General features: G+C 61.0%; 25 protein-coding genes. 17 read left to right on the top strand and 8 right to left on the bottom strand.

The window, feature by feature from the left end:
* The first annotated feature begins 318 nt into the window (after positions 1 to 318).
* On the top strand, positions 319 to 1,656 hold the full coding sequence (locus OSJ75_RS19570) for a nucleotide sugar dehydrogenase (protein ID WP_267229190.1): 1,338 nt from the start codon (positions 319 to 321) through the stop codon (positions 1,654 to 1,656).
* On the opposite strand, the gene OSJ75_RS19565 is transcribed toward OSJ75_RS19570, so the two are convergent.
* Positions 1,646 to 2,818 carry a DUF3095 domain-containing protein gene (locus OSJ75_RS19565; RefSeq protein WP_267229189.1) on the bottom strand — a complete coding sequence of 391 codons (1,173 nt, stop codon included), beginning with the start codon at positions 2,816 to 2,818 and terminating at the stop codon, positions 1,646 to 1,648. The two genes, OSJ75_RS19570 and OSJ75_RS19565, sit on opposite strands and share 11 nt — an antisense overlap.
* Positions 2,819 to 3,120: 302 nt before the next feature.
* Between OSJ75_RS19565 and OSJ75_RS19560 the strand changes: the two genes are divergently transcribed.
* Positions 3,121 to 3,834, top strand: a complete 714-nt coding sequence (locus OSJ75_RS19560) for a helix-turn-helix transcriptional regulator (protein WP_267229188.1) — start codon at positions 3,121 to 3,123, stop codon at positions 3,832 to 3,834.
* 12 nt (positions 3,835 to 3,846) lie between these two features.
* Here OSJ75_RS19560 and OSJ75_RS19555 read toward each other — a convergent pair whose 3' ends face one another.
* Genes OSJ75_RS19555 through motA form a run of 7 tightly spaced genes read right to left on the bottom strand, consistent with a single transcriptional unit; the run spans position 3,847 to position 9,096 of the window.
* Positions 3,847 to 4,287 (bottom strand): hypothetical protein, encoded by a 441-nt coding sequence (locus OSJ75_RS19555; RefSeq protein WP_250018414.1) that lies wholly within the window; start codon positions 4,285 to 4,287, stop codon positions 3,847 to 3,849.
* A gap of 25 nt (positions 4,288 to 4,312) precedes the next feature.
* Positions 4,313 to 5,374, bottom strand: coding sequence for an EscU/YscU/HrcU family type III secretion system export apparatus switch protein (locus OSJ75_RS19550; protein WP_267229187.1), 1,062 nt, complete (start codon positions 5,372 to 5,374; stop codon positions 4,313 to 4,315).
* A gap of 14 nt (positions 5,375 to 5,388) precedes the next feature.
* Positions 5,389 to 6,417, bottom strand: coding sequence for a flagellar motor switch protein FliG (locus OSJ75_RS19545; protein ID WP_267229186.1), 1,029 nt, complete (start codon positions 6,415 to 6,417; stop codon positions 5,389 to 5,391).
* A gap of 8 nt (positions 6,418 to 6,425) precedes the next feature.
* Positions 6,426 to 6,776 (bottom strand): flagellar motor switch protein FliN, encoded by a 351-nt coding sequence (gene fliN, locus OSJ75_RS19540; RefSeq protein ID WP_250018417.1) that lies wholly within the window; start codon positions 6,774 to 6,776, stop codon positions 6,426 to 6,428.
* A gap of 24 nt (positions 6,777 to 6,800) precedes the next feature.
* Positions 6,801 to 7,292, bottom strand: a complete 492-nt coding sequence (locus tag OSJ75_RS19535) for a BAB2_0123 family type IV secretion system effector (RefSeq protein ID WP_267229185.1) — start codon at positions 7,290 to 7,292, stop codon at positions 6,801 to 6,803.
* Positions 7,273 to 8,211 carry a FliM/FliN family flagellar motor switch protein gene (locus OSJ75_RS19530; RefSeq protein ID WP_267229184.1) on the bottom strand — a complete coding sequence of 313 codons (939 nt, stop codon included), beginning with the start codon at positions 8,209 to 8,211 and terminating at the stop codon, positions 7,273 to 7,275. The genes OSJ75_RS19535 and OSJ75_RS19530 overlap by 20 nt, the downstream gene beginning before the upstream one ends.
* Before the next feature lie 9 nt (positions 8,212 to 8,220).
* Positions 8,221 to 9,096, bottom strand: coding sequence for a flagellar motor stator protein MotA (gene motA / locus OSJ75_RS19525; protein WP_323748398.1), 876 nt, complete (start codon positions 9,094 to 9,096; stop codon positions 8,221 to 8,223).
* 147 nt (positions 9,097 to 9,243) lie between these two features.
* Between motA and OSJ75_RS19520 the strand changes: the two genes are divergently transcribed.
* The 15 genes from OSJ75_RS19520 to OSJ75_RS19450 all read left to right on the top strand — a co-directional run bounded on the left by OSJ75_RS19520 (position 9,244) and on the right by OSJ75_RS19450 (position 19,988).
* Positions 9,244 to 10,023, top strand: coding sequence for a DUF1217 domain-containing protein (locus OSJ75_RS19520; RefSeq protein WP_267229182.1), 780 nt, complete (start codon positions 9,244 to 9,246; stop codon positions 10,021 to 10,023).
* Between the two features lie 3 nt (positions 10,024 to 10,026).
* Positions 10,027 to 10,752 (top strand): flagellar basal-body rod protein FlgF, encoded by a 726-nt coding sequence (gene flgF / locus OSJ75_RS19515; RefSeq protein WP_267229181.1) that lies wholly within the window; start codon positions 10,027 to 10,029, stop codon positions 10,750 to 10,752.
* A 35-nt stretch (positions 10,753 to 10,787) separates the two neighbouring features.
* Positions 10,788 to 12,161, top strand: coding sequence for a flagellar protein export ATPase FliI (fliI, locus tag OSJ75_RS19510; RefSeq protein ID WP_267229180.1), 1,374 nt, complete (start codon positions 10,788 to 10,790; stop codon positions 12,159 to 12,161).
* Positions 12,158 to 12,721: a hypothetical protein gene (locus OSJ75_RS19505; RefSeq protein ID WP_267229179.1), complete on the top strand. Its 564-nt coding sequence runs from the start codon at positions 12,158 to 12,160 to the stop codon at positions 12,719 to 12,721. Before fliI ends, OSJ75_RS19505 begins: the two co-directional genes overlap by 4 nt.
* 96 nt (positions 12,722 to 12,817) lie before the next feature.
* Positions 12,818 to 13,198, top strand: coding sequence for a flagellar basal body rod protein FlgB (gene flgB / locus OSJ75_RS19500; protein WP_267229178.1), 381 nt, complete (start codon positions 12,818 to 12,820; stop codon positions 13,196 to 13,198).
* A 1-nt stretch (position 13,199) separates the two neighbouring features.
* Positions 13,200 to 13,622 (top strand): flagellar basal body rod protein FlgC, encoded by a 423-nt coding sequence (flgC, locus tag OSJ75_RS19495; protein WP_250018566.1) that lies wholly within the window; start codon positions 13,200 to 13,202, stop codon positions 13,620 to 13,622.
* Positions 13,622 to 13,939: a flagellar hook-basal body complex protein FliE gene (locus OSJ75_RS19490; protein WP_250018426.1), complete on the top strand. Its 318-nt coding sequence runs from the start codon at positions 13,622 to 13,624 to the stop codon at positions 13,937 to 13,939. Before flgC ends, OSJ75_RS19490 begins: the two co-directional genes overlap by 1 nt.
* 9 nt (positions 13,940 to 13,948) lie before the next feature.
* Positions 13,949 to 14,737 (top strand): flagellar basal-body rod protein FlgG, encoded by a 789-nt coding sequence (gene flgG / locus OSJ75_RS19485; protein ID WP_267229177.1) that lies wholly within the window; start codon positions 13,949 to 13,951, stop codon positions 14,735 to 14,737.
* Positions 14,738 to 14,744: 7 nt separating this feature from the next.
* Positions 14,745 to 15,218, top strand: a complete 474-nt coding sequence (flgA, locus tag OSJ75_RS19480) for a flagellar basal body P-ring formation chaperone FlgA (RefSeq protein ID WP_267229176.1) — start codon at positions 14,745 to 14,747, stop codon at positions 15,216 to 15,218.
* On the top strand, positions 15,215 to 16,441 hold the full coding sequence (locus tag OSJ75_RS19475; RefSeq protein ID WP_267229175.1) for a flagellar basal body P-ring protein FlgI: 1,227 nt from the start codon (positions 15,215 to 15,217) through the stop codon (positions 16,439 to 16,441). Before flgA ends, OSJ75_RS19475 begins: the two co-directional genes overlap by 4 nt.
* A complete protein-coding gene (locus OSJ75_RS19470; protein ID WP_323748397.1) occupies positions 16,438 to 16,965 on the top strand; it encodes a MotE family protein in 528 nt (175 codons plus the stop codon). Before OSJ75_RS19475 ends, OSJ75_RS19470 begins: the two co-directional genes overlap by 4 nt.
* On the top strand, positions 16,962 to 17,675 hold the full coding sequence (flgH, locus tag OSJ75_RS19465; RefSeq protein WP_267229174.1) for a flagellar basal body L-ring protein FlgH: 714 nt from the start codon (positions 16,962 to 16,964) through the stop codon (positions 17,673 to 17,675). The genes OSJ75_RS19470 and flgH overlap by 4 nt, the downstream gene beginning before the upstream one ends.
* Before the next feature lie 2 nt (positions 17,676 to 17,677).
* Positions 17,678 to 18,154 carry a flagellar basal body-associated FliL family protein gene (locus OSJ75_RS19460; RefSeq protein WP_267229173.1) on the top strand — a complete coding sequence of 159 codons (477 nt, stop codon included), beginning with the start codon at positions 17,678 to 17,680 and terminating at the stop codon, positions 18,152 to 18,154.
* Complete coding sequence (fliP, locus tag OSJ75_RS19455) at positions 18,154 to 18,894, top strand: flagellar type III secretion system pore protein FliP (protein ID WP_267229245.1); 741 nt, start codon at positions 18,154 to 18,156, stop codon at positions 18,892 to 18,894. The genes OSJ75_RS19460 and fliP overlap by 1 nt, the downstream gene beginning before the upstream one ends.
* A 170-nt stretch (positions 18,895 to 19,064) precedes the next feature.
* Entirely contained in the window at positions 19,065 to 19,988 is a 924-nt protein-coding gene (locus tag OSJ75_RS19450; protein WP_250018432.1) for a flagellin, read from the top strand.
* The last annotated feature ends 47 nt before the right edge of the window (positions 19,989 to 20,035 follow it).

Here is a 20,035-nt window from a genome sequence, read left to right as displayed (position 1 = left end):
CGTGACCACGCTGAAAAATGGAGAAAACAACCCCAAGATGAGTGAATCGGCAAAATGTGTCAACGCCGACCAACCAGGAGCCGGCTATGCAATAGCGCCATGTCACTCCACTGCGACGGCGACCAGACGGGCATCCTCTATCGTTCGTTGATCAGTTTTGACTAGATGGGTTTGGCTGGGCTCTTAAACAATAGGTTGTAGACCATTGCGCTCAAAAATTTGCGCCCGCGTCGCTGCTTGACAGTCCAGCATGTTGCAGCCATTTAACCTTATCATGCAACGACACGCCGGCAGCGGCGTCGAGACAAAGAGTTTGCGTTGGCCCCCTCCACATTCGTCGCCCTTTCGGAAAAACTTCGCGCGCAGCAGGCCGTGGCCGGCGTCATCGGCCTCGGATATGTCGGCCTGCCCCTGGCGATCGCCCTTGCCAGAAGTGGATTTCAGGTCACCGGCTTCGATATCGATCCTGGCAAGATCGTCGAGATCGAGGCTGGCCGATCCTATATCGAGGCGGTGAGCGCCGACGCCCTGAATACGGAGCGGCGCAATCGGCGCTTCGAGGCGACGACGGATTTCGATCGGCTCGGCGCATGCGACGTGATCGTGATCTGCGTGCCGACCCCGCTGACGAAACATCGCGATCCGGACCTCTCCTTCGTCGAAGCCACCTGCCGCTCGATCGCATCGAGGCTTCGTAGCGGCCAGCTCGTGGTGCTTGAATCCACGACCTATCCCGGCACGACCGACGAGGTGGTGAAGCCGATATTGGAGGCGACGGGACTTCGGTCGGGAACGGATTTCTTTCTCGGGTTTTCGCCGGAACGCGAAGATCCCGGCAACCGGAACTTCGACACGGTGACGATCCCCAAGATCGTCGCCGGCGATGGCGACGAAGCCCGCCAGCTTATGCAGCTGTTCTACGGCAATGCGGTGAAGACGGTCGTGCCGGTCTCGTCCAATGCGACTGCGGAGGCGGTGAAGCTCACCGAGAATATTTTCCGCGCCGTGAACATTGCGCTCGTCAACGAGTTGAAGACCGTTTACTCGGCGATGGGGATCGACATCTGGGAAGTCATCGAGGCCGCGAAAACCAAGCCCTTCGGCTATATGCCATTCTATCCAGGGCCTGGATTGGGCGGGCATTGCATTCCCATCGACCCGTTTTACCTGACCTGGAAGTCGCGCGAGTTCGAACTGCCGACGCGGTTCATAGAACTGGCAGGCGAGATAAATTCAGCCATGCCGCGCTATGTGATCTCAAAATTGGCCGAGGCTCTCGACATGCGGGCGGGCAAGGCCCTCAGCCGCGCGCGCATATTGGTCATCGGTCTCGCCTACAAGAAGAACGTTCCCGATATTCGCGAAAGCCCATCGCTTCGCCTGCTGGAACTGCTGCAGGAGCGTGGAGCCGTTGCCGATTTCCACGATCCGTTCGTTGCAGAAGTGCCGGCAACGCGTGAATATATGGCGCTGAAAGGCCGAAAATCGGTCGCCCTGACGCAGGAAAGCGTTCAATCCTACGATGCCGTTCTCATTTCGACCGATCATGACGATATCGATTATGAGGCGCTTTCGCGCTGGGCGAGCCTGATTGTCGATACGCGCAACGTCTTTGGCCGCCACGGCATCGCGACGGACAATATCGTCAAATCTTGAGGGTGGGCGAGGCGAGCTTCGCCTTGAGGTTGTTCGCCGCCATTGCATAGCCTCCGGCGGCACCATCGATGAAGTGGATGTGTTCGCGGCCCATGGGCACCGGGACGAAGCAGGTGAGGAGCGCCGAATCCTGCTTGTGCAGTCCATATCGCGCCACGCCCGAGCTCGAAGCTTCCTCAAGGACCTGCTCGATCCTCGCCAGCCGCGGTGCGTCGATGTCGATCGTCATCTTCAGGCCGTCGTCGAACTTCCTGAAATCCGAATTCTGCGCCAGTTCCTGCCGGTAGGTGCGGGCATTGAAACCGCCGGCGCTGCGTCCGGTCTTGTCGAGGATGTAGGTCAGCGCGACCTGGCCGAAAATCGCCAGCTTGCGAAAAAAGCGCTTGCCCGCGGGCGCCGCGGCCCTTGCTTCGCGGCCGATGCCGCGAAGGTTGAAGGCGATGGGCGGGCCTTCCTCGGGCAGCGGATGGGAAGCGCGGCGTTCCTCGGCAGCAATCCCGATGATCTTGCCGACGAGTTCCTGGAAGTTCGTCTCCACATCCGCGCTGGCGGGCACGGCGATGATGGAGACGATCTGGCCATGGTGCGACTGGATGGGGTTCCAGCGGCAGGAGAGGCCCGTAAGGTCCGGGCGGGTGCCGGCTGGAGACGGCTGGACGACATAGCGACCGGCCTTCATCTGGGCCTCGGCCCAGCTGGCGCCGCCGCCGGTCAACATGGCGTAGGAAATGTCCGGGCTTGCACCGAAACGGGCGACGCGGACATCCAGGCCCTGGGCGCGGACATCCTCCATCGGAACGATTGCGGCGCGCAATGTCAGGTGCAATTCATCGCTGACCCAGGCTTGCACCGCCGCAAGCGCGTCCTTTGCGGTCTGGAGATAGCCGCCGGGCAAGGCCACCAGTGCACCATCGCCACCGAATACGAAGGGAAAGGTCTTCCGGCCGACCGCGTTCAGAACGGCGGAGATGACGCTTGCGCCGGCCATGTTGACGGCCTTGTACTGCCCCTCCGCGATCGCCGATGTCGATCCGACGATATCAGCGGTGGCGAGTATCCAGTCATTGGGCAGAGGCTGGTAGTTTTCCGCAAGCGCAACGCCTTCGAACTGTGTGAAGACAGGAAGGCGCTCAAAGAAGCTGTCGCTCGCTGCGGGGGTCATTGCGGAGCCTTATCATATGCTGTGCGGGCAGACGAGGGGAAGTTGTTTTCCAGCCGTTTAAACATGTGAGAATCCCCAAATACAATGGTGTTCCCGGTTGTGCCGCGGTCATGGCCTATGCCACCATGGCGCCGGGGCTGAGTCAGGATATTCCGACGCACTCACAATCTTAAAAACAAAGACAATGTGGCAGCAATTGCCGCCGTGGGGATTATTGCGGTTCGATGCACTTCAATCTGGCTCATTTTCCCGACTTCCAGGAGGGATTTTTCAGTGGGACGGTAGACCACGAAATATTGGAGATGCTGATAGAAATCCGGCAACAGCTCGGCTGCCTGCATCTCACGCATCTTGGCTATGCCGACCAGACCGTCACCAAGGCCGGCCCCATTCCGGACATAGCGGTACTGACGACCCTGCCGACGAGCTGGGCGCTTCGCTATTCCGCCAAGAACTACTACAAGGTCGATCCCCTGATGCGGACGATAACCTTGTCTGGAGAGATCAGCCCGATCCGCGGCACCGTGCGCGATCTGGGGCAGGATGCCCTGGCGGGCGGGGATAGCGCGACGTTTCAGCGTGACCGGGAGCGGCGTGGCCTCGGAAACCTGTTTCTCGGCGTGAACAGCTCGAACAGCTATGGTTTCCGCGGGCTGACGGAGTTCACCTTCCAGGTGGAGCCGGCGGAGCAGCGGCTATTCACCGAGCGCATCCGCAAAAGGCTTGTTGCGATCGCCTCCCGCATCCATACGGCCCTGCATGGCAGCCGCAATCCGGCTCTCGCCGCGGCAGCAGCCAAACTCCTGACGAAACGCGAAATCGACTGCCTCTACTGGGCCGCCAATGGCAAGACCGATGGTGAAATCGGCGAGATCCTGGACATAGCCCGGTGGACGGTCGTGACCTACCTGCAGAATGCCAAGAACAAGCTCGGCTGCGCCAACAGGACGGCTGCAGTCGTCACCGCCCTGGCGCTGGGCGTCATCGAGATGCCGGTTATCTCGCATCGGTTCTGAGGCGGCGGAACTCTATTCCATCCGTTCGGGCGCGGCGAGCTGGGGCAATCGCGCATCCTGAAAGGCTGCGTCCAGAAGTTCGGTGTTCTCGGCCGGGCTGCGCCCCGTCTCGGCAAATCTGAGATGGTGCAGATCGATCTTCGATTCTTCGGCTGACAGGATGAGCCTGAAATAGGCACTCACACCAAGATTGCAGAATTCGAGGTCGAGGGTGACGACTGGGCTCGATGCCCAGTCGAGAATGTAATCGCCGCCGAGACCGAAAGTGAGCGTGCCCGGATGAAAATGCAATTCGGTTGCCGAGTTGACGATATCGGCGATGTTCCCGAACAATTCGCAGCGTATGAAGGCGATGTAATCGGCGGCATCCACCAGGCGCAGATCGCGCACGACTTCCGTCAGGTGACTGGTGATGAGGTCGACGCGCTGGGTAGAAAATTGTGTTCTCTTCATATGGCACCCGATATGGACGGCTATTCTAGCGTCGGCGACTGTTAACGAACTGGATCAGTTCCGCGACTGCCTTGTAAAATTCCGGCGCGATTGCATGATTCACCTGCACCTGGCTGTACAATGAACGCGCCAGCGGAACGTTTTCGACAATCGGTATGTCATTGGCCTCGGCGATCTCCCTGATTCTCATCGCGATGATGTCCTGCCCCTTTGCAACGATCACCGGTGCCGCATCCTTGTTCGGTACATAGCGCAAGGCAACGGAGAAATGCGTCGGATTTGCGACGATCAGCGTGGCGGTCGGGACCGTCGCGATCATGCGCTGGCGCGCGCGATCCCGCCCGAGCGACCGCAAGCGCGACTTGAGCAGCGGATCGCCCTCGGCCTGCTTGTGCTCGTCCTTGACTTCCTGACGCGTCATGCGGAGCTCGTTGCGCCAATGAATTCTCGACCAGGCGAGGTCGAATGCGGCGAGCGCGGCAACGGCGATCGCTATCGAGGAAAGCAGTCTCGTCAGATGCGTGCGCACGAGTTCAGGCAGTTGCCCGGGCTCTGTCATCAGGGCGTCGACGAAGAAACTGCTGTCCCGGAAGAAGATCATGAAGACGATCGTGCTGGCGGCGCCGAACTTGAATACCGACTTCAGGAACTCGACGCGGCCTGCGGGCCCGAAGATGCGCTCCCATCCCTTGGCGGGAGAGATGCGCGAGGCCTGGGGTTCTATGCGCTGCATGACGATGCGGGGGGCGTTCTGCAGTACGGATGCCAATATGCCAGCGCCCGGGATGAGGATCATCGCCGGCAGCAGTGCAAGACCGACGGCGGCGCCGATGATCAGGAACAATTGCTGCGCGTCCTCTGCGCCATCGAGCCGCCAATCATAGGATTTGTCGACCAGCTCCGCGAGGAAGCGGGAAAGTTCGGCACCGCTCGGCACGGCGACGAATATGAGGACCAGCAGGAAGGCGACGATGGAGGCGAGTATCGGAGCCTCGCGCGAAAACGGCAGGTTTCCCTTCTCGATGGCATCACTGACCTTTTTTTCAGTGGCCTCTTCTGTCTTGCTATCCTTGTCGGACGGCTCCATTCAGCACGGCCCGCTCATGATGCGGCTTCCTCGGGCTCAAGGCGAAGATCGCCTCGCTCGGCAAGAAGGATGGCTGTTCTCGCGATCGATCGCCTCGCCTGCGTCACCGTATTCGCATTGATGTTGGTCTGGTTGACGAGTTCCGTCTCCACCATCCGCCGTCCACGGGTGGAGAGCGATTGCAGAATGAGCTCCTGCAATTGCGGCTCGCAGCCATGCAGGGCGTTGGTGACGACATCCGTCGCGATATCGTCGAAGAGGATCAGGCGCGCGCGCTGCGACAGGCGGACAATATCCTCGAAGGTGAAGAGCTTGGCCTTGATCTTGGCCAGATCGTCGCTGCTCAGGCCGTCGAGGTCGGACAACAGTTCGTCCATCTCCGATTTCTGCAACTGGTTGATGATGTCGGCAACGACGCCGTGATGGCTCTTTTCGGTATTGCCATTGTCCTTGCCGGTCACTTCGCGCTGAAGCATTCCTTCGAGGATTTTCACGGCGCCGGCGTTGACGTTGCGGATATGAAGCGTCCGCTGGATGATGCCGCGGCGTTCCGATCCGGCAAAGCGGATCAGGAGACGCGCCGCCACGTCCGATGGCAGGCGGGAAATCACATAGGCGGTGATCTGCTGATGCTGTCCGGAAAGATAGGCGTGCAGGACTTCGAGCGGAACACGCTGCAACTGGTCCCAGACCGATTCCTGTGCCAGCAGTTCGGGCCGGCGGTTCTCGATAACGGCACTGGCTTCATCGGCCGACAGCGATTCCCGTAGCAGGCCCTCGAAGCGCATTCCCGCCTCGGATAGCGGCGCGCCGTCCGCAAAGGCGTTTTCGAATTGCTTGACCAGTTCCTCGAAATCGCCGGGCGTGATCGGTTCGAGCTTTCGCGCATGTACAGCGAGCGATCGCAGATCATCGGCCGAAAAATGCTTCAGCAGCCGCGAGGCGGACGGCCGCCCGATCGCGACGAGCAGTGCAGCGACCTTCTCCGGGCCGGAAAGGTCGTTCACGGCGCTCGGCCCCAGAGGTGTTTCATGCTCGCTCATATGCCGGCCTAGCTTCCGCTGCCGATCACTTCGGTCAGGCTGACGCCGAAACGGGAACTGTCGTCCTCGAGCACGATGACTTCGCCGCGCGCGATGACGCGGCCATTGACGACGATATCGACAGGATCGCCGATCTGCTTGTCGAGGGTCACGATCGAGCCCCGGCCGAGCTTCATCAAGTTTGCGACGGGCATCGAGGTGCTGCCCAGGACGACCTGGACGTCGACCGGGATACCCATGATGAGGTCGAGATTCGGCTTCGGATTGACGGGGCGTTTTACTTCCGGCTCGTCGCGCTTCAACTCTTCGATCGCTTCGTTGAGTTCGTCTTCGATCGATTGTTTGTCTGAGATTGCCATGATGAAGATCCTGAATCGAAGGAGTTATAGGACAGCGTTGGCGACGTCGGCGCTTCGCACGATCCGGTTTACAAAGACAGGCAGTTTTCTCGGCTGTTCGGCCGGTCGCGCATCGACGGTGGCGGCAGGGCGCTGCGGCACGAAGGCGGTAGCCGCATGCCTTTGGATGGCCGGCGCCGCCGGTTCGGCAACGGGTTTCGCCGCCGGCACGAAATTCTCCTGAAGATCGAGCCTGGCGCGCTTTACGAGATCGACTGCCCGGTCCATTTCGGAGCGAACCCTGTCGGAATCGCGCAGCCGCGCCTCGAGGCGAATGCTCTCGTCGCGGCAGGTTTCCCGCTCCGTCTGGAGAATTGCCAGCGCCTTCTGCAGATTGTTGGCGGAGCTTGCGACCTGTGCCGCCATCAGACGGCTCATGGCGGTCAATTGACTGGCCTTGCGCAGCGCGGCAAAGAAGATGATCAATGAAAACGCGCTCAAAATCACGGAAATCAGGTTAGCCAGCTGCAAGCTCATCCAACAGATCCTCTTCTTCGTTGACGGGTTCGGTAAGGCGAACGGTGAATGCGGTTCCGGCTTTTCCGAGGCGGCACTTGTAGAGCGACTGGCCGCCGCTGCGCAGGCGGAAGTGGTCTATGGCGTCCTTTGGCAATTGCAGGATCTGCCCCGGTCGCAGTTCGGCGATCTGCGCAAGCGTCATCGTGCCCTGCTGCAGATAGGCCTCGAGCTCGACGTGGGCGCGGCTCACTTCCAGGCGCATCTTCTTCGCCCAGGCGGGATCGAGATGATGTGCCGGGCGCCGGAGCAACCGGGCAATGGCGTCCTGCATCGGGCGGAAGCTCGAGCGTGGCAGCAATATGTCGACAGTACCGCTCACACCTGCCGCCTTCAGGACCAGCGAGCAGCAGATCATGCGTGCTTCGACAGGCGAGCCGGAAGGCAGGTGCGCGGTCTCGGCAATGTCTCCGAGCTGGAACAGGGTTTCGCTGCCGGAGGCGAATATCTGATCGAGAGCGGCGGCGACTTCGCCGAAGACGTGCCTTGCGACCGAGAGATCGATGGAAGTCAGTGGACGCGACGGCGCTTCCGCCAGAGTGACGAAGCCGGACCCGAACAGGATTTCGGTCGCGCATTCGGCAAAGGCCCGGTCGGCGGCAAGCAGCAGCCGGGAGCCCCATTTCGGAACGGCCACGGTGCCAAGCAACGCCGAGCCGGTGATCGATCCGGCAGTGTCGGACTTCTCGAGTGTCCTTGCACCGGCGAAATCGAGGACGACCGGCACTTCGGTTTGAGCAGCAAGCCGGGCAGCGAGCGACGCAGCGAGGTCACGGAATACCGTCTCGACGGATTTGAGATCGTCCACCGACAGGCCGGCGGCGCGAAGGATGCTCTCGGCCAGCGCGTCCGGTTTTTTCTGTTCGGTCTCTGCTTCCATCGCCGCCGCCTATGCCGCTTGCTGAAGCGGGGTCGCGGGCGTCAGCGTTTCCTGCTCGACCACGTCGATGGATGGACGGTCATAGGCGGAAATGGTCTTGCGGCCATATTCGAGGGCGATCTGCGGCAGGGCGCCATTCATATAGGCGAGCAATGTCTGCTTGACGATGACATAGAGGCGGTTCTGTTTTTCGCGGGTCATCTTGATCTTGCCGGCGATCGGCCCGACGACGCCATAGGAAAGGAAGATGCCGGCGAAGGTGCCGACCAGCGCCGCCCCGATCAGATGGCCGAGGATTTCCGGCGATTCATTCAGCGCGCCCATGGCCTTGATCACGCCCAGCACCGCGGCGACGATACCGAGCGCGGGCAAGCCTTCCGACACTGTCACCATCGCGTGGTAGGGCTTGAGCTTGTCCCGGGAGATCGTGTGGATCTCCTCATCCATCAGGGCCTCGATTTCATGCGACCTTGCATTGCCGATGATGATGAGGCGGCAATAGTCGCAGATGAAATTGGTGAGGTCGTGGTTCTTGAGAACGCTCGGAAATGACTGGAAAATGACCGAGTCGGCGGGATTATCGATGTGGACTTCAACCTCGTTGCGGGATTTTGCCCTCAATTCGCGCATGAGCGCATAAAGCACGCCGAGCACGTCGAGATAGTCCCGCTGTTTCGGTACCTTGTTGGTGAAGGCTTCCATGCAGGCGCGGCCGGCATCCTTCACCGCGGAAAATGGATTGGCGATCAGGAACGTACCGAGAGCCGATCCGCCGATGATGACGAACTCCCAGGGTTGCACGAGTACGCCGACATGCCCGCCCATGGCGATGAAGCCGCCAAGCAGACAACCCATGGTCACGACCAGGCCGATGATGATACCCAAGGCACTCTCCTGCATATTTCTTGCGTTGAAGCACTAGCAATTCCGGCTTGCGCGAACCTTGCAGGCCGGCGAGGTGATGGCTTTGCCTGCGACAGGTTCAGGCAAGCTTGATCTGCAAGAACCGGCGCAGATATCAGGAGGCGCCGCATGACCAGTACGATGACGAGCTACCGTTTGATCACTGCCGACCTGCAGCGCTCGCTCACGCGCGTGGCCAAGGAGCCGATGGTGCAGAGGGAGAGCGAATACTATCTCGCGAACATCGGCAAGGTGAAGTCCATCGACGAGTTCATGAAGGATACGAAGCTCTACAACTACGCCTTGAAGGCCTACGGTCTCGACGACATGGCCTACGCCAAGGCCTTCATCCGCAAGGTGCTGACGGAAGGCGTAGCCGACAAGGACAGTTTCGCCAACAAGCTCACCGATACACGCTACAGGGAGTTCGCCGCAGCCTTCGATTTCGAGAAATATGGCGCCGAGACGACGGGACGCAAGGAGGTGCGGCAGCCGGTGGTCGACAGCTTCGTGCGCCTGACCCTCGAGGTGGAGACGGGCAAGGACAACGATGGAACACGGCTCGCGCTCTATTTCGCGCGCAAGGCCCCGAGCATCAAGAACCCCTATGAGATACTCGGCGACAAGAGGCTGTTGAAGGTGTTCCAGACCACGTTCAACATACCTGCGGAGGTCTCCCGGCTGGATATCGACCGGCAAGCCAAGATGATCGAGGAAAAGCTCGACCTGAAAGATCTGCAGGACCCGGCAAAGCTGGAAAAACTGCTCACGCGCTTCACCGCCATGTATGACATTGCCAATCCGACGACGACGGCAGCGCCCTCGGTGCTGCTTGGCGGTGCTCCGACGATGGGCATCTCCGCGAGCATTCTGACGACCCTGCAATCCTTCAAGCTCGGGGGCAGATAGGCCATGCAGAATTCGATCTATGTCGGGCTGTCGTCCCAGATATCGCTTGAGCGCAGGCTGGACGCCCTGGCGCACAATGTGGCGAACATGTCGACACCGGGATTTCGGGCCACCGGAATGAAATTCGACGCCATGGTATCCAAGGCTGCGGAGGATTCCAGCTTCGTGACGGCCGGCGAAAGCTATATCAAGACCGAACCGGGGCCGATCACCCAGACGGGCAACCCATTGGATGTCGCCGCGAAGGGCGATGTCTGGTTCTCCCTGCAATCTCCTGCCGGCCAGGTCTATACAAGGGACGGGCGGATGAAGATGTCGCCGGTCGGGGAACTGCTGTCCGTGAAGGGCTATCCCATTCTCGATGCGGGCGGCCAGCCGCTGATCATCGATCCGAATGGTGGTCCGCCGCAAATATCCGCCGATGGCGCCGTCTACCAGAACGGCAGGCAGCTCGGCGCCATCGGTCTTTATTCGATCGATGCCAAGGCCAAACTCGACTATTTCGACAATTCCGCCGTCATCCCCAGTGTGGCGGCGCAGCCGGTGCTCGACAATCCCAATGCCGGCGTCATCCAGGGTGCAGTCGAAGGCTCCAATGTCGATGCGATCAGCGAAATGACGCGGCTGATGAGCGTGACCCGCGCCTTCGAACGGGTGGACGCGCTGTTGCGCAGCAATGAATCCACCGTTTCGGAAGCGATCAAGACGCTCGGATCGTCAAATGGGTGATGCCATGAACGGGCCGGCGGGATCGTGAACCCGATATGGCGGTGAATGACCTCCTGCAGGAATTTGGCGGCGGATCGCCAAGCCTCGAGCTGCTGGCGAATGTGCTGTCGCACGCGGCTACCCTGCCGGTGAAGGTGGCGCGCGGCGGCTATGTCGAAGAGGTCTCGCACGGTGCGGTCACGGTCGGGGGTATTTCCGATTCCGTCCAGCTCGGCGATCTCGTCGAGATACGCTGCAAGTCGCGGCTGCAGCCGGCCGAGGTGATCCGCCTCGATCGCCAGAGGGCGATGGTCAAGCCGTTCGACGACCGGCTGGCACCGGCGCTGGGCGATGCCGTATTTCCTGCGGGCCCGTTGCGGATCCGGCCGGCACCGGGGTGGAAGGGCAGGGTGATCAATGCTCTCGCCGAGCCGCTGGACGGCAAGGGCGCCTTGCCCGCCGATATGGTTGCCATGCCGGTCGATCGACCGGCGCCGTCCGCCATGGGCCGCCGCCGCGTCGAGCAGGGCCTGCGCAGCGGCGTCAATGTCATAGATGTCTTCGCACCGCTGTGCTTCGGCCAGCGCATGGGCATCTTTGCGGGGTCCGGCGTCGGCAAATCGACCTTGCTCGGCATGATGACGAGAGCGGACGATTTCGACACGGTCGTCCTGGCGCTGACGGGAGAGCGGGGCCGGGAAGTTCGCGACATGCTCGAAGGCACGCTGGCGGGCAAGCTCGACAAGATGGTCGCCGTAATCGCGACCGGCGACGAGAGCCCGATGATGCGACGGCTTGCACCAAATACTGCGACGACCATCGCCGAATATTTCCGCGATCGCGGCGACAATGTGCTGCTGATCGTCGATTCCATCACCCGTTTCGCCCATGCGTCGCGCGAAATCGCCATCGCGGCGGGGGAACCGCCCGTATCGCGGGGCTATCCGCCGAGCGTTTTCAGCCAGTTGCCGCGCCTGCTGGAGCGGGCAGGTCCCGGAACGGATGGCGCCGGTACGATCACGGGCATCTATTCGGTGCTGGTGGACGGCGACGATCACAATGATCCGATCGCCGATGCTATCCGCGGAACATTGGACGGCCATATCGTGCTCGACCGCGCCATCGCAGCACAGGGGCGATACCCTGCCGTCGATATACTTTCGTCCATATCGCGCCTGGCGCAGCACAATTGGACACCGGAGCAGAACAGGCTGGCAACGAGCCTGCGCGGGCTGATTGCAACGTTCGAGGAGACACGCGATCTGCGCATGATCGGCGCCTACAAGGCCGGGAGCGATCCGGCCGTCGATCAAGCGGTCAACCTCGTGCCCCTTATCTATCAAAGCATGCAGCAGAACCCATCGACGCCGTTGTCGCAGGATCCTTATGCGGACCTTGCGGCGGCGCTCAGACCAAAGGAGGCATCGTGACCGGCAAGCAAGACACAATGACCGCAAGCGGGCTGGCTGAGAATGCCGAACCGGCGCCGCAGCGCGACAAGCGGTTTGACGGCATCCTGAAATGCGCCGGCATCATCCTTGCGGTGTTTTCCGCGGTGCTGCCTTTCGTGACCTATTACGACGTATTCGATGCCCGGTCCGATCCTGTCGCGTCGGGCATGGCGATTCGCGACCCGTTGAACCGTGCCGACCAGAAGGTGGTGCGCCAGTCGGATATGCGGCAGAACGAGCACAAACATGCCCGCCCCGCGGAGATCGATCCGATGACGACGGCAACGACGGGCGCGCCGGACGACAGGGTTGTTACGGAGGCCAATGCCGAACAGCCATTCCCGGCCAAGCCGAACTTTCAGGTGAGGGAGGTCGTTGGCGGGCTTGTGATGATCGAGGACGAGAGCGGCTACTGGTTCGTGGAGAAGGGTTCGCCCTTGCCGGATGGGAGCAGGCTCGTCGCCATTCAGCGCGGAGAGACGCCCGGCAGCTGGAATATCAGGACCTCGGACGGAAACGTGATCACACGGGTGAATTGATCGCCGGAAGCCGCCGCTCGGTGCCGCAAGTCTCACGCAAGTTTGGACGCCTAGATTAAGCCTGCGTTAACCATCTTCCGTCTTCCGGGGTATCACATGCAAGGCATCTATCTGTTCGATCTGGCATCGCGCCAAGCGGAATGGCTGTCGGTTCGTCAGGCGGCGGTCTCGGGCAATGTGGCAAACGTCAATACGCCCGGCTTCAAGGCCCGCGATGTGGATCCCTTCCGGGAAGTTCTCGCACAGACGCAGATGACCATGGCGGCCACCGACCCCCGTCACCTGGAGGTCAATGCCTCGGGCCTCGCGGCGACGACTTTGCGCAAGGACGCCGTGACGGAACAGAATCACTCGAAAAATACGGTCAATCTGGAGATGGAAATGGTCAAATCCGGAGAGATCAACCGCGAATTCGCTTTGAATACCAGCATCGTCAAGGCGTTTCATCGCATGATGCTGTCATCGGTGAAGGGTTGAGCTGATGTCGGATCCCCTGCAGGCGGCATTGAAGGTTGCGGCATCGGGCCTTTCGGCCCAATCGACCCGTTTGCGCATCGTCTCGGAAAACCTCGCCAACGCCCAGTCGACGGGCAAAACGGCAGGAAGCGATCCCTATCGCCGCAAGACAGTTTCCTTTGCGACCGAACTCGACCGCGCCACCGGCGTCGAAACGGTGAAGATCGCCGAAGTCGGCAAGGATACGTCCGATTTCGTCGAACAATATGATCCCAGCCATCCGGCAGCGGATGCCAGGGGATATGTCAAATACCCGAATGTCAGCATGGTCGTCGAAATGGCGGACATGCGCGAGGCCAACCGCTCCTATGAGGCCAACCTGCAAGTGGTCAAGCAGGCGCGGGAGCTCATCGCTATGACCGTTGATCTCTTGAGGAATTCGTGATGATAGACCAGTTACTGAGCGTCTCCACCCGCAATGCCCTGTCGCGTCTGTCCGAGACGGTGAACCAGAGCGCGACCGCCGCGCCGGTCGCTTCGGGGCAGCCGTCCTTCGACAATGTGCTCAGCGAACTCGCCGGCTCGGTTACGAGCAAGCTGGAGACCGCCGAAGCCGTTTCGGTAAAGAGCATGACCGGCGACGTGCCGACCCGCGATGTCGTCAATGCGGTCATGGACGCCGAGCAGTCGCTGCAGACCGCGATCGCCATCCGGGACAAGATCGTACAAGCCTATCTTGAAATCAGCCGCATGCCCATCTGAGGAACCAGAATGAAAGCGCTCACCATTGCGGCAACGGGCATGAATGCCCAGCAGCTCAACCTTGAAGTCATCGCGAACAATATCGCCAATATCAATACGACCGGCTACAAGCGGGCAAAGGCGGAATTTTCCGACCTGCTTTACCAGGCCGAGCGCACGGCTGGCGTGCCGAATTCGGCGAACCAGAGCCTGATACCGGAAGGCGCGATGGTGGGGCTTGGCGTGCAGACCGCAGCCGTTCGCAATCTTCATCTGCAAGGTTCGCTGACCCAGACCGGAAACCCCTATGACGTGGCAATCACCGGCAGGGGCTGGTTCCAGATCCAGAACCCGGCGGGCGAGACGCTGTACAGCCGCGCCGGCGCCTTCAACATCAACGAGACTGGGCAGCTCGTGACGCTCGACGGCAATCTCGTCGAGCCGAACATCGTCGTTCCCGTCGATGCCATCCAGACCACGATAACGGAGAGCGGCCAGGTCTTCGTGAAGATGGCCGACCAGACGCAGCTCCTCAATCTCGGCCAGCTTCAGATTGCAAACTTTGCCAATGAGGCCGGCCTGGAGCCACTGGGCGACAATCTGTTCCGGCAGACCGAGGCGTCGGGCGATTCTGTGGTCGGCGTGCCCGGCGATCCGGGCTTCGGTACGCTGAAACAGGCCTATCTCGAAAGCTCGAATGTCGATCCGGTCAAGGAGATCACGGATCTCATCACGGCGCAGCGGGCCTATGAAATGAATTCCAAGGTCATCCAGGCCGCTGATGAAATGGCCTCGGTCGTTTCGAAGAACCTGCGTTGAGGTGATCATGAGCCTGGCGACCATGAGGAAATCGATGTGGGCAGCCGCTGTTGCCGCCGGCATGGTCGTTGCGCCGCAAGCCCATGCGGAACGCATTTCCTTCATCGTGCCCGCTCAGATCATTTATCCGGGCCAACCCATCGCCGACGCCGGCCTGCGCGAGAAAATCTTCTCCATCAAGTCCAGCGCCGCCTCCAACTATGTCCTGTCGCGCGACCAGATCACCGGCAAGATCGCCCGCAAGACGCTGCTTCCCGGCCAGCCAATCCTTGCCGCTGCCGTCAACGAGCCGGATCTGATCCGCCGCGGGGTCGCGGTGCCGATCGTCTACGATACGGGTTCGCTGGTCATCACCGCCAAGGGCGTTTCGATGGAGCCGGGACGGGCGGGCGATTATGTGAAGGTCCGCAATGTCGACAGCGGACTCATCGTGTCCGGAACGGTCATGGCCGATGGCAGCATCCAGGTCGGTCTGCAATGAGACGAAGCCTCGCCATCGCTCTGAGCCTTGCCATTCACTTGGCACCGCTACAGCTTCATGCCGCCGAATCCTCGGCCAATTCCAAGGAATACAGCACGGCGGCGCAGGCCCGCGCCGCGTTCCAGAAGGAGCTCAACGAGGGGCGCTGGGGCGGGGCGGCATCGCCTCTCGGCGAGGGCGGTGCCATCGCGCGGTTGAAGGACATCGCCAATATTCAGGGCGTGCGTGACAACCAGCTGGTCGGCTATGGCCTCGTCATCGGACTGAACGGCACCGGCGACAGCCTGCGCAGCGCACCATTCACCGAACAGTCGATGCGCGCAATGCTGGATAATCTGGGCATCAGCCCGCCCGTCGGAGCTTCGCGGTCGAAGAATATCGCGGCCGTCATCGTCACGGCGAACCTGCCGCCTTTCGCGGGGCGGGGATCGCGAATCGACGTCACCGTCTCCTCGCTTGGCGATGCTACCTCGCTGGCGGGCGGGACCCTGGTCATGACGCCACTCGCAGCTGCGGATGGCCAGACCTATGCCGTGGCGCAGGGCAACATGATCGTTTCGGGTTTCAGCGCCTCGGGGCAGGCAGAGTCGGTAACCGAGGGCGTTCCGACCAGCGGACGCATTCCGAATGGAGCGCTGGTCGAGAAGGAAGTCATGGGAAATTTCGGCAAGGACGAGCTCGTCGTCGAGCTTCGCGAGCCGGATTTCACCACGGCAGTGCGGATTACCGACACGATCAACGCCTTCGCCAAGCGCCGCTACAAACAGGCGGTTGCCAAGGAACGGGACTCCAAATCCATCCGTTTGCGCAAGCCGGCCAATATTTCCGCCACACGTTTCCTGGCCGAGATCGAAGGGTTGCCGGTGGTGACCGACGAGATTGCCCGGGTCGTCGTCGATGAGCGTACGGGTACGGTGGTTATCGGCGAGAAGGTCCGCATTTCCCGCGTCGCGATCAGCCATGGCAGCCTCTCGGTACGCGTGACCGAAACGCCGACCGTGGTTCAGCCGGAACCGTTTTCCGAGCGCGGTGTCACTGCGGTAGAGCCGAACACCGAAATCGATGCGACGCAGACCTCGAAGATCGGCCTCCTTGGCGGGACCGATCTGGAAAGCCTGGTCAAGGGCCTCAACCAGATCGGCGTCAAGCCGCAGGGCATCATCGCGATCCTGCAGGGCATCAAGACGGCAGGCGCCCTCCATGCGGAGCTCGTCGTCCAATGAGGGTTCGCCCTGCTCGTCTCGTCAAGCTGGCTGTCGCTGCACAGGCCTTCTGCCTCGTCATGGTCCTGCCCGCCACCTATGCGTTGTCGCAGGACCTGTCCGCAACCGAGGAAGGCCGGCAGGAGATCGAACGCTATTGCGGCAATATCAGCGACAAGGCCGCCGATGCGCGCTACGCCATGCAGACACGCGAACTGGAGCAATTGCGCGAGGATGTCGACCGGCGCGTCGAACTTCTCGACGAGAAGCGCAAGGAATACGAGGTCTGGCTGAAGCGGCGCGATGAATTCATCGACAAGGCTGAAGATTCCCTTGTCGGGATCATCTCGAAGATGCGGCCGGATGCTGCTGCGGCGCAGATGGCCCTCATCGGTGACGAGGCCGCCGCGGCGCTGCTCCTGAAGCTCAATCCGCGCGTATCGAGCGTCATCCTCAACGAAATGCCCGCAGAAAAATCCGCCCTGCTGGCCCGCGTCATCGTGGGCTCGCAGGTGATCAATGAAAAAGAAAGTTCCGCGCAATGAACAGAGCGGCTGTCGCATCCCTGTGCCTCGCACTCTTGAGCACCTATGGCTGTGCGACCAACCCGCGTGATTTCAATCGGCCGCCCGAAATGTCGCCGGTTGGCGCGGGAATTGGTCATAAATACAGCGCCGGCGCTCCTTCCGAGTATCCGGCACCGCCCCGGCCGCAGAAATATTCGCTTTGGCAGGAGCGGCAGGTGAGCTTCTACCGCGATCCGCGTGCCGAGAACCCCGGCGACGTGCTGACCGTGAACATTTCCATCAACGACCGCGCCACGCTGGACAACAAGTCCAACCGGTCGCGCGTTTCATCGTCGATCTACGGCGGTACGGCCGATATTTCCGGAAGCGGAATCACGGCATCGGACATTGGCGGCAATCTCGATCTCAGTTCGGATAGCCGATCCAAGGGCGAAGGCAAGATCGAGCGTTCTGAAAAGATCGATCTTTCGGTGGCGGCCATCGTCACCGACATCCTTCCCAACGGAAATCTCATCATTCGCGGGTCGCAGGAAATCCGGGTCAATAATGAGCTGCGCGTCTTGAACGTCGCCGGCGTCGTTCGGCCGAGGGACATTTCAAGGGACAACACCATCTCCTATGACAAGATCGCGGAAGCGCGCATTTCCTATGGCGGTCGAGGTCGCCAGAGCGAGGTGCAGCAGCCCGCATGGGGACAGCAACTGCTCGACGCAGTTTCGCCGATCTGAAGATGAGCGCAGTTTCCGAACCTCCAGTGTCAAAGGCTCCGTCGGTGGCGGTGCTTGCCGCGGTGGTGGCCGTGCTGACGCTCGTTGCGGCGGCAGGCGGCTGGTTCCTTGGCGGGGAGCTTGGCCTTGTACCCCCGGCGAGCAAGGAGCGGCCGGTTGCGGGTGAACCGGCAGCGGAAGCGGCGCCGGCCGGCAATGTCGTCGTCCTCAAGCCTATCCTGACCAATGTGAAGGTTCCCCAGGACGTCTGGATCAGACTCGAGGCCGGCCTGGTGATTGCGCCGGATGCACAGGTCCCGGACGAACTCAGCACGGCAGTCGCAGCCGATTTCATGGCGTTTCTTCGCACCGTCAACCTGATGCAACTGCGCGGGCCGGCAGGCCTTGAATATCTGCGCATGGATCTGAAGGAACGGGCCAGGATGCGCACCGACGGCGTGGTCACGAATGTTTATATCTGGGCGCTGGTGATGGAATGATGAAACGTCTTGTCGTGGCAGTTGCTCTGGTTCTCCTCGCTTCCTTGCCGAATCAGGCCGCAGCGCAATCCGCGATCCTCGAGGGGTTGATCCCGGGTGGAAGTGCCTCGACGAGCGGCCAGATCGTGCAGATGCTGGCGGCGCTCACCGTTCTGTCGATCGCGCCGGGCATTCTCATCATGGTGACGAGCTTCACCCGCTTCGCCATCGCATTCTCGATGTTGCGCGCCGGTCTCGGCCTGCAGACGACGCCTGCAAACCTGGTGATGGTCAGCCTGGCGCTGTTCATGACCTTCTATGTGATGGCGCCGGTATTCGATCGCGCCTGGCAGAACGGCGTGCAGCCGCTGGTCAACAACCAGATCAGCCAGGATGTTGCGGTGAGGGAGATCACGACGCCGTTCCGCGAGTTCATGCTGCGGCAGGTGCGCGACAAGGATCTTCGGCTGTTCGAGGATCTGGCGGACGAATCCTTCCGCACGCAGCCGGATGGCGTCGTCGATCTGCGCATTCTCGTTCCTGCCTTCATGATTTCGGAGTTGCGACGCGGTTTCGAGATCGGATTCCTGATCGTCCTGCCGTTTCTCGTCATCGATCTCATCGTGGCGACCCTGACCATGTCGATGGGCATGATGATGCTGCCGCCGACCGTCCTGTCGCTTCCGTTCAAGATTCTCTTCTTCGTTCTGATCGACGGCTGGAACATCCTGATCGGCAGCCTGATCCGGTCCTATTCGTAGCCGGTAACCAAGCGCGGAAAATTATGCGCAGACGTTATTGAAACTGTAATATTTATGGATTAATCCTTCCACACATGACGGGTGCCCGTTTGAGGGCATAGGCATCATGCCGCTCCGTCATACCGGCCGATCCGGTATGTCCCTACAGTTCTCCTACAGGGGCTTTTTTCATGTCCAGCATTCTTACCAACGCGTCGGCAATGACCGCGCTTCAGACCCTTTCGGCAACCAACCAGAGCCTTGCAACGACTCAAAACCGTATTGCAACCGGCATGAAGGTTTCGGAAGCTTCGGACAATGCCGCTTACTGGTCCATCGCGACCACGATGCGCTCCGACAACAAGGCCAATTCGGTCATCAAGGAAGCTCTCGGTCTCGGCGGCGGCAAGGTCGATACGGCCTATACCGCAATCAAGAGCGCCGTTTCCGTGGTCGACCAGATCAAGGAAAAGGTTCTTTCTTCCAAGAACGCCAGCGCCGACGACCGCGCCAAGATCCAGACCGAAATCGAGAAGCTGCAGGCGCAGCTCACCGACAATATCGGCGGCGCATCCTATGCCGGTTCCAACCTGCTCCAGACCGACTCGGCTCCGGCTGCCGGCGGTGCAACGAAGCTCAGCATCATCTCGTCGTATAATCGTGACGCCGCCGGCGCAATCACGACCGGCGCGATCGAAGTGGATTTCGCCAGCATTCGTCTCATCGACACGAACGCCGCCAATGCCGGCCTGCTCGACAAGGAATTCGCTGTCGGCGCCGGCAACGTTTCCGTGCTGACGCTCGACGTCACGACGGCCGGCCTGACCGACGTCGATTTCAACGCCATGCTCGGCGGTGTCGAAGCTGCCGCCAAGGGCCTCGCCAATGGTGCGGCTGAACTCGGCGCCACCAAGACCCGCATCGACCTGCAGACCTCGTTCATCGGCGCGCTTTCGGATGCCGTCGATCGCGGTATCGGCGCGCTGGTCGATGCCGACATGAACAAGGAATCGGCTCGTCTGTCCGCTCTCCAGGTTCAGCAGCAGCTCGGTGTCCAGGCACTGTCGATTGCCAATTCCGGCAACCAGAGCATCCTGTCGCTCTTCCGCGGCTAATAACGATAATCCTTCGAACAAATTGGCCACGCTTCGCGCGTGGCCTT

Origin of the sequence: Phyllobacterium sp. 0TCS1.6A (assembly GCF_026420825.1) — a bacterium.
Classification (GTDB): domain Bacteria; phylum Pseudomonadota; class Alphaproteobacteria; order Rhizobiales; family Rhizobiaceae; genus Phyllobacterium.
The sequence above is the reverse complement of the archived record's forward strand: the minus strand, read 5'-3'. Positions and strand labels throughout refer to the sequence as shown.

Bases quoted from the DNA above. Each gene is read 5' to 3' on its own strand.
- OSJ75_RS19530 (WP_267229184.1), bottom strand. From the start codon at position 8,211: ATGGAAGCAGAGACCGAACAGAAAAAACCGGACGCGCTGGCCGAGAGC.
- OSJ75_RS19535 (WP_267229185.1), bottom strand. From the start codon at position 7,292: ATGAGCTTGCAGCTGGCTAACCTGATTTCCGTGATTTTGAGCGCGTTT.
- OSJ75_RS19470 (WP_323748397.1), top strand. From the start codon at position 16,438: ATGAGGGTTCGCCCTGCTCGTCTCGTCAAGCTGGCTGTCGCTGCACAG.
- OSJ75_RS19450 (WP_250018432.1), top strand. From the start codon at position 19,065: ATGTCCAGCATTCTTACCAACGCGTCGGCAATGACCGCGCTTCAGACC.
- OSJ75_RS19475 (WP_267229175.1), top strand. From the start codon at position 15,215: ATGAGACGAAGCCTCGCCATCGCTCTGAGCCTTGCCATTCACTTGGCA.
- OSJ75_RS19555 (WP_250018414.1), bottom strand. From the start codon at position 4,287: ATGAAGAGAACACAATTTTCTACCCAGCGCGTCGACCTCATCACCAGT.
- OSJ75_RS19545 (WP_267229186.1), bottom strand. From the start codon at position 6,417: ATGAGCGAGCATGAAACACCTCTGGGGCCGAGCGCCGTGAACGACCTT.
- OSJ75_RS19460 (WP_267229173.1), top strand. From the start codon at position 17,678: ATGAGCGCAGTTTCCGAACCTCCAGTGTCAAAGGCTCCGTCGGTGGCG.
- fliN (WP_250018417.1), bottom strand. From the start codon at position 6,776: ATGGCAATCTCAGACAAACAATCGATCGAAGACGAACTCAACGAAGCG.
- fliP (WP_267229245.1), top strand. From the start codon at position 18,154: ATGAAACGTCTTGTCGTGGCAGTTGCTCTGGTTCTCCTCGCTTCCTTG.
- flgF (WP_267229181.1), top strand. From the start codon at position 10,027: ATGCAGAATTCGATCTATGTCGGGCTGTCGTCCCAGATATCGCTTGAG.
- OSJ75_RS19550 (WP_267229187.1), bottom strand. From the start codon at position 5,374: ATGGAGCCGTCCGACAAGGATAGCAAGACAGAAGAGGCCACTGAAAAA.
- OSJ75_RS19520 (WP_267229182.1), top strand. From the start codon at position 9,244: ATGACCAGTACGATGACGAGCTACCGTTTGATCACTGCCGACCTGCAG.
- flgB (WP_267229178.1), top strand. From the start codon at position 12,818: ATGCAAGGCATCTATCTGTTCGATCTGGCATCGCGCCAAGCGGAATGG.
- OSJ75_RS19490 (WP_250018426.1), top strand. From the start codon at position 13,622: ATGATAGACCAGTTACTGAGCGTCTCCACCCGCAATGCCCTGTCGCGT.
- flgG (WP_267229177.1), top strand. From the start codon at position 13,949: ATGAAAGCGCTCACCATTGCGGCAACGGGCATGAATGCCCAGCAGCTC.
- flgA (WP_267229176.1), top strand. From the start codon at position 14,745: ATGAGCCTGGCGACCATGAGGAAATCGATGTGGGCAGCCGCTGTTGCC.
- OSJ75_RS19565 (WP_267229189.1), bottom strand. From the start codon at position 2,818: ATGACCCCCGCAGCGAGCGACAGCTTCTTTGAGCGCCTTCCTGTCTTC.
- OSJ75_RS19560 (WP_267229188.1), top strand. From the start codon at position 3,121: ATGCTGATAGAAATCCGGCAACAGCTCGGCTGCCTGCATCTCACGCAT.
- flgH (WP_267229174.1), top strand. From the start codon at position 16,962: ATGAACAGAGCGGCTGTCGCATCCCTGTGCCTCGCACTCTTGAGCACC.
- fliI (WP_267229180.1), top strand. From the start codon at position 10,788: ATGGCGGTGAATGACCTCCTGCAGGAATTTGGCGGCGGATCGCCAAGC.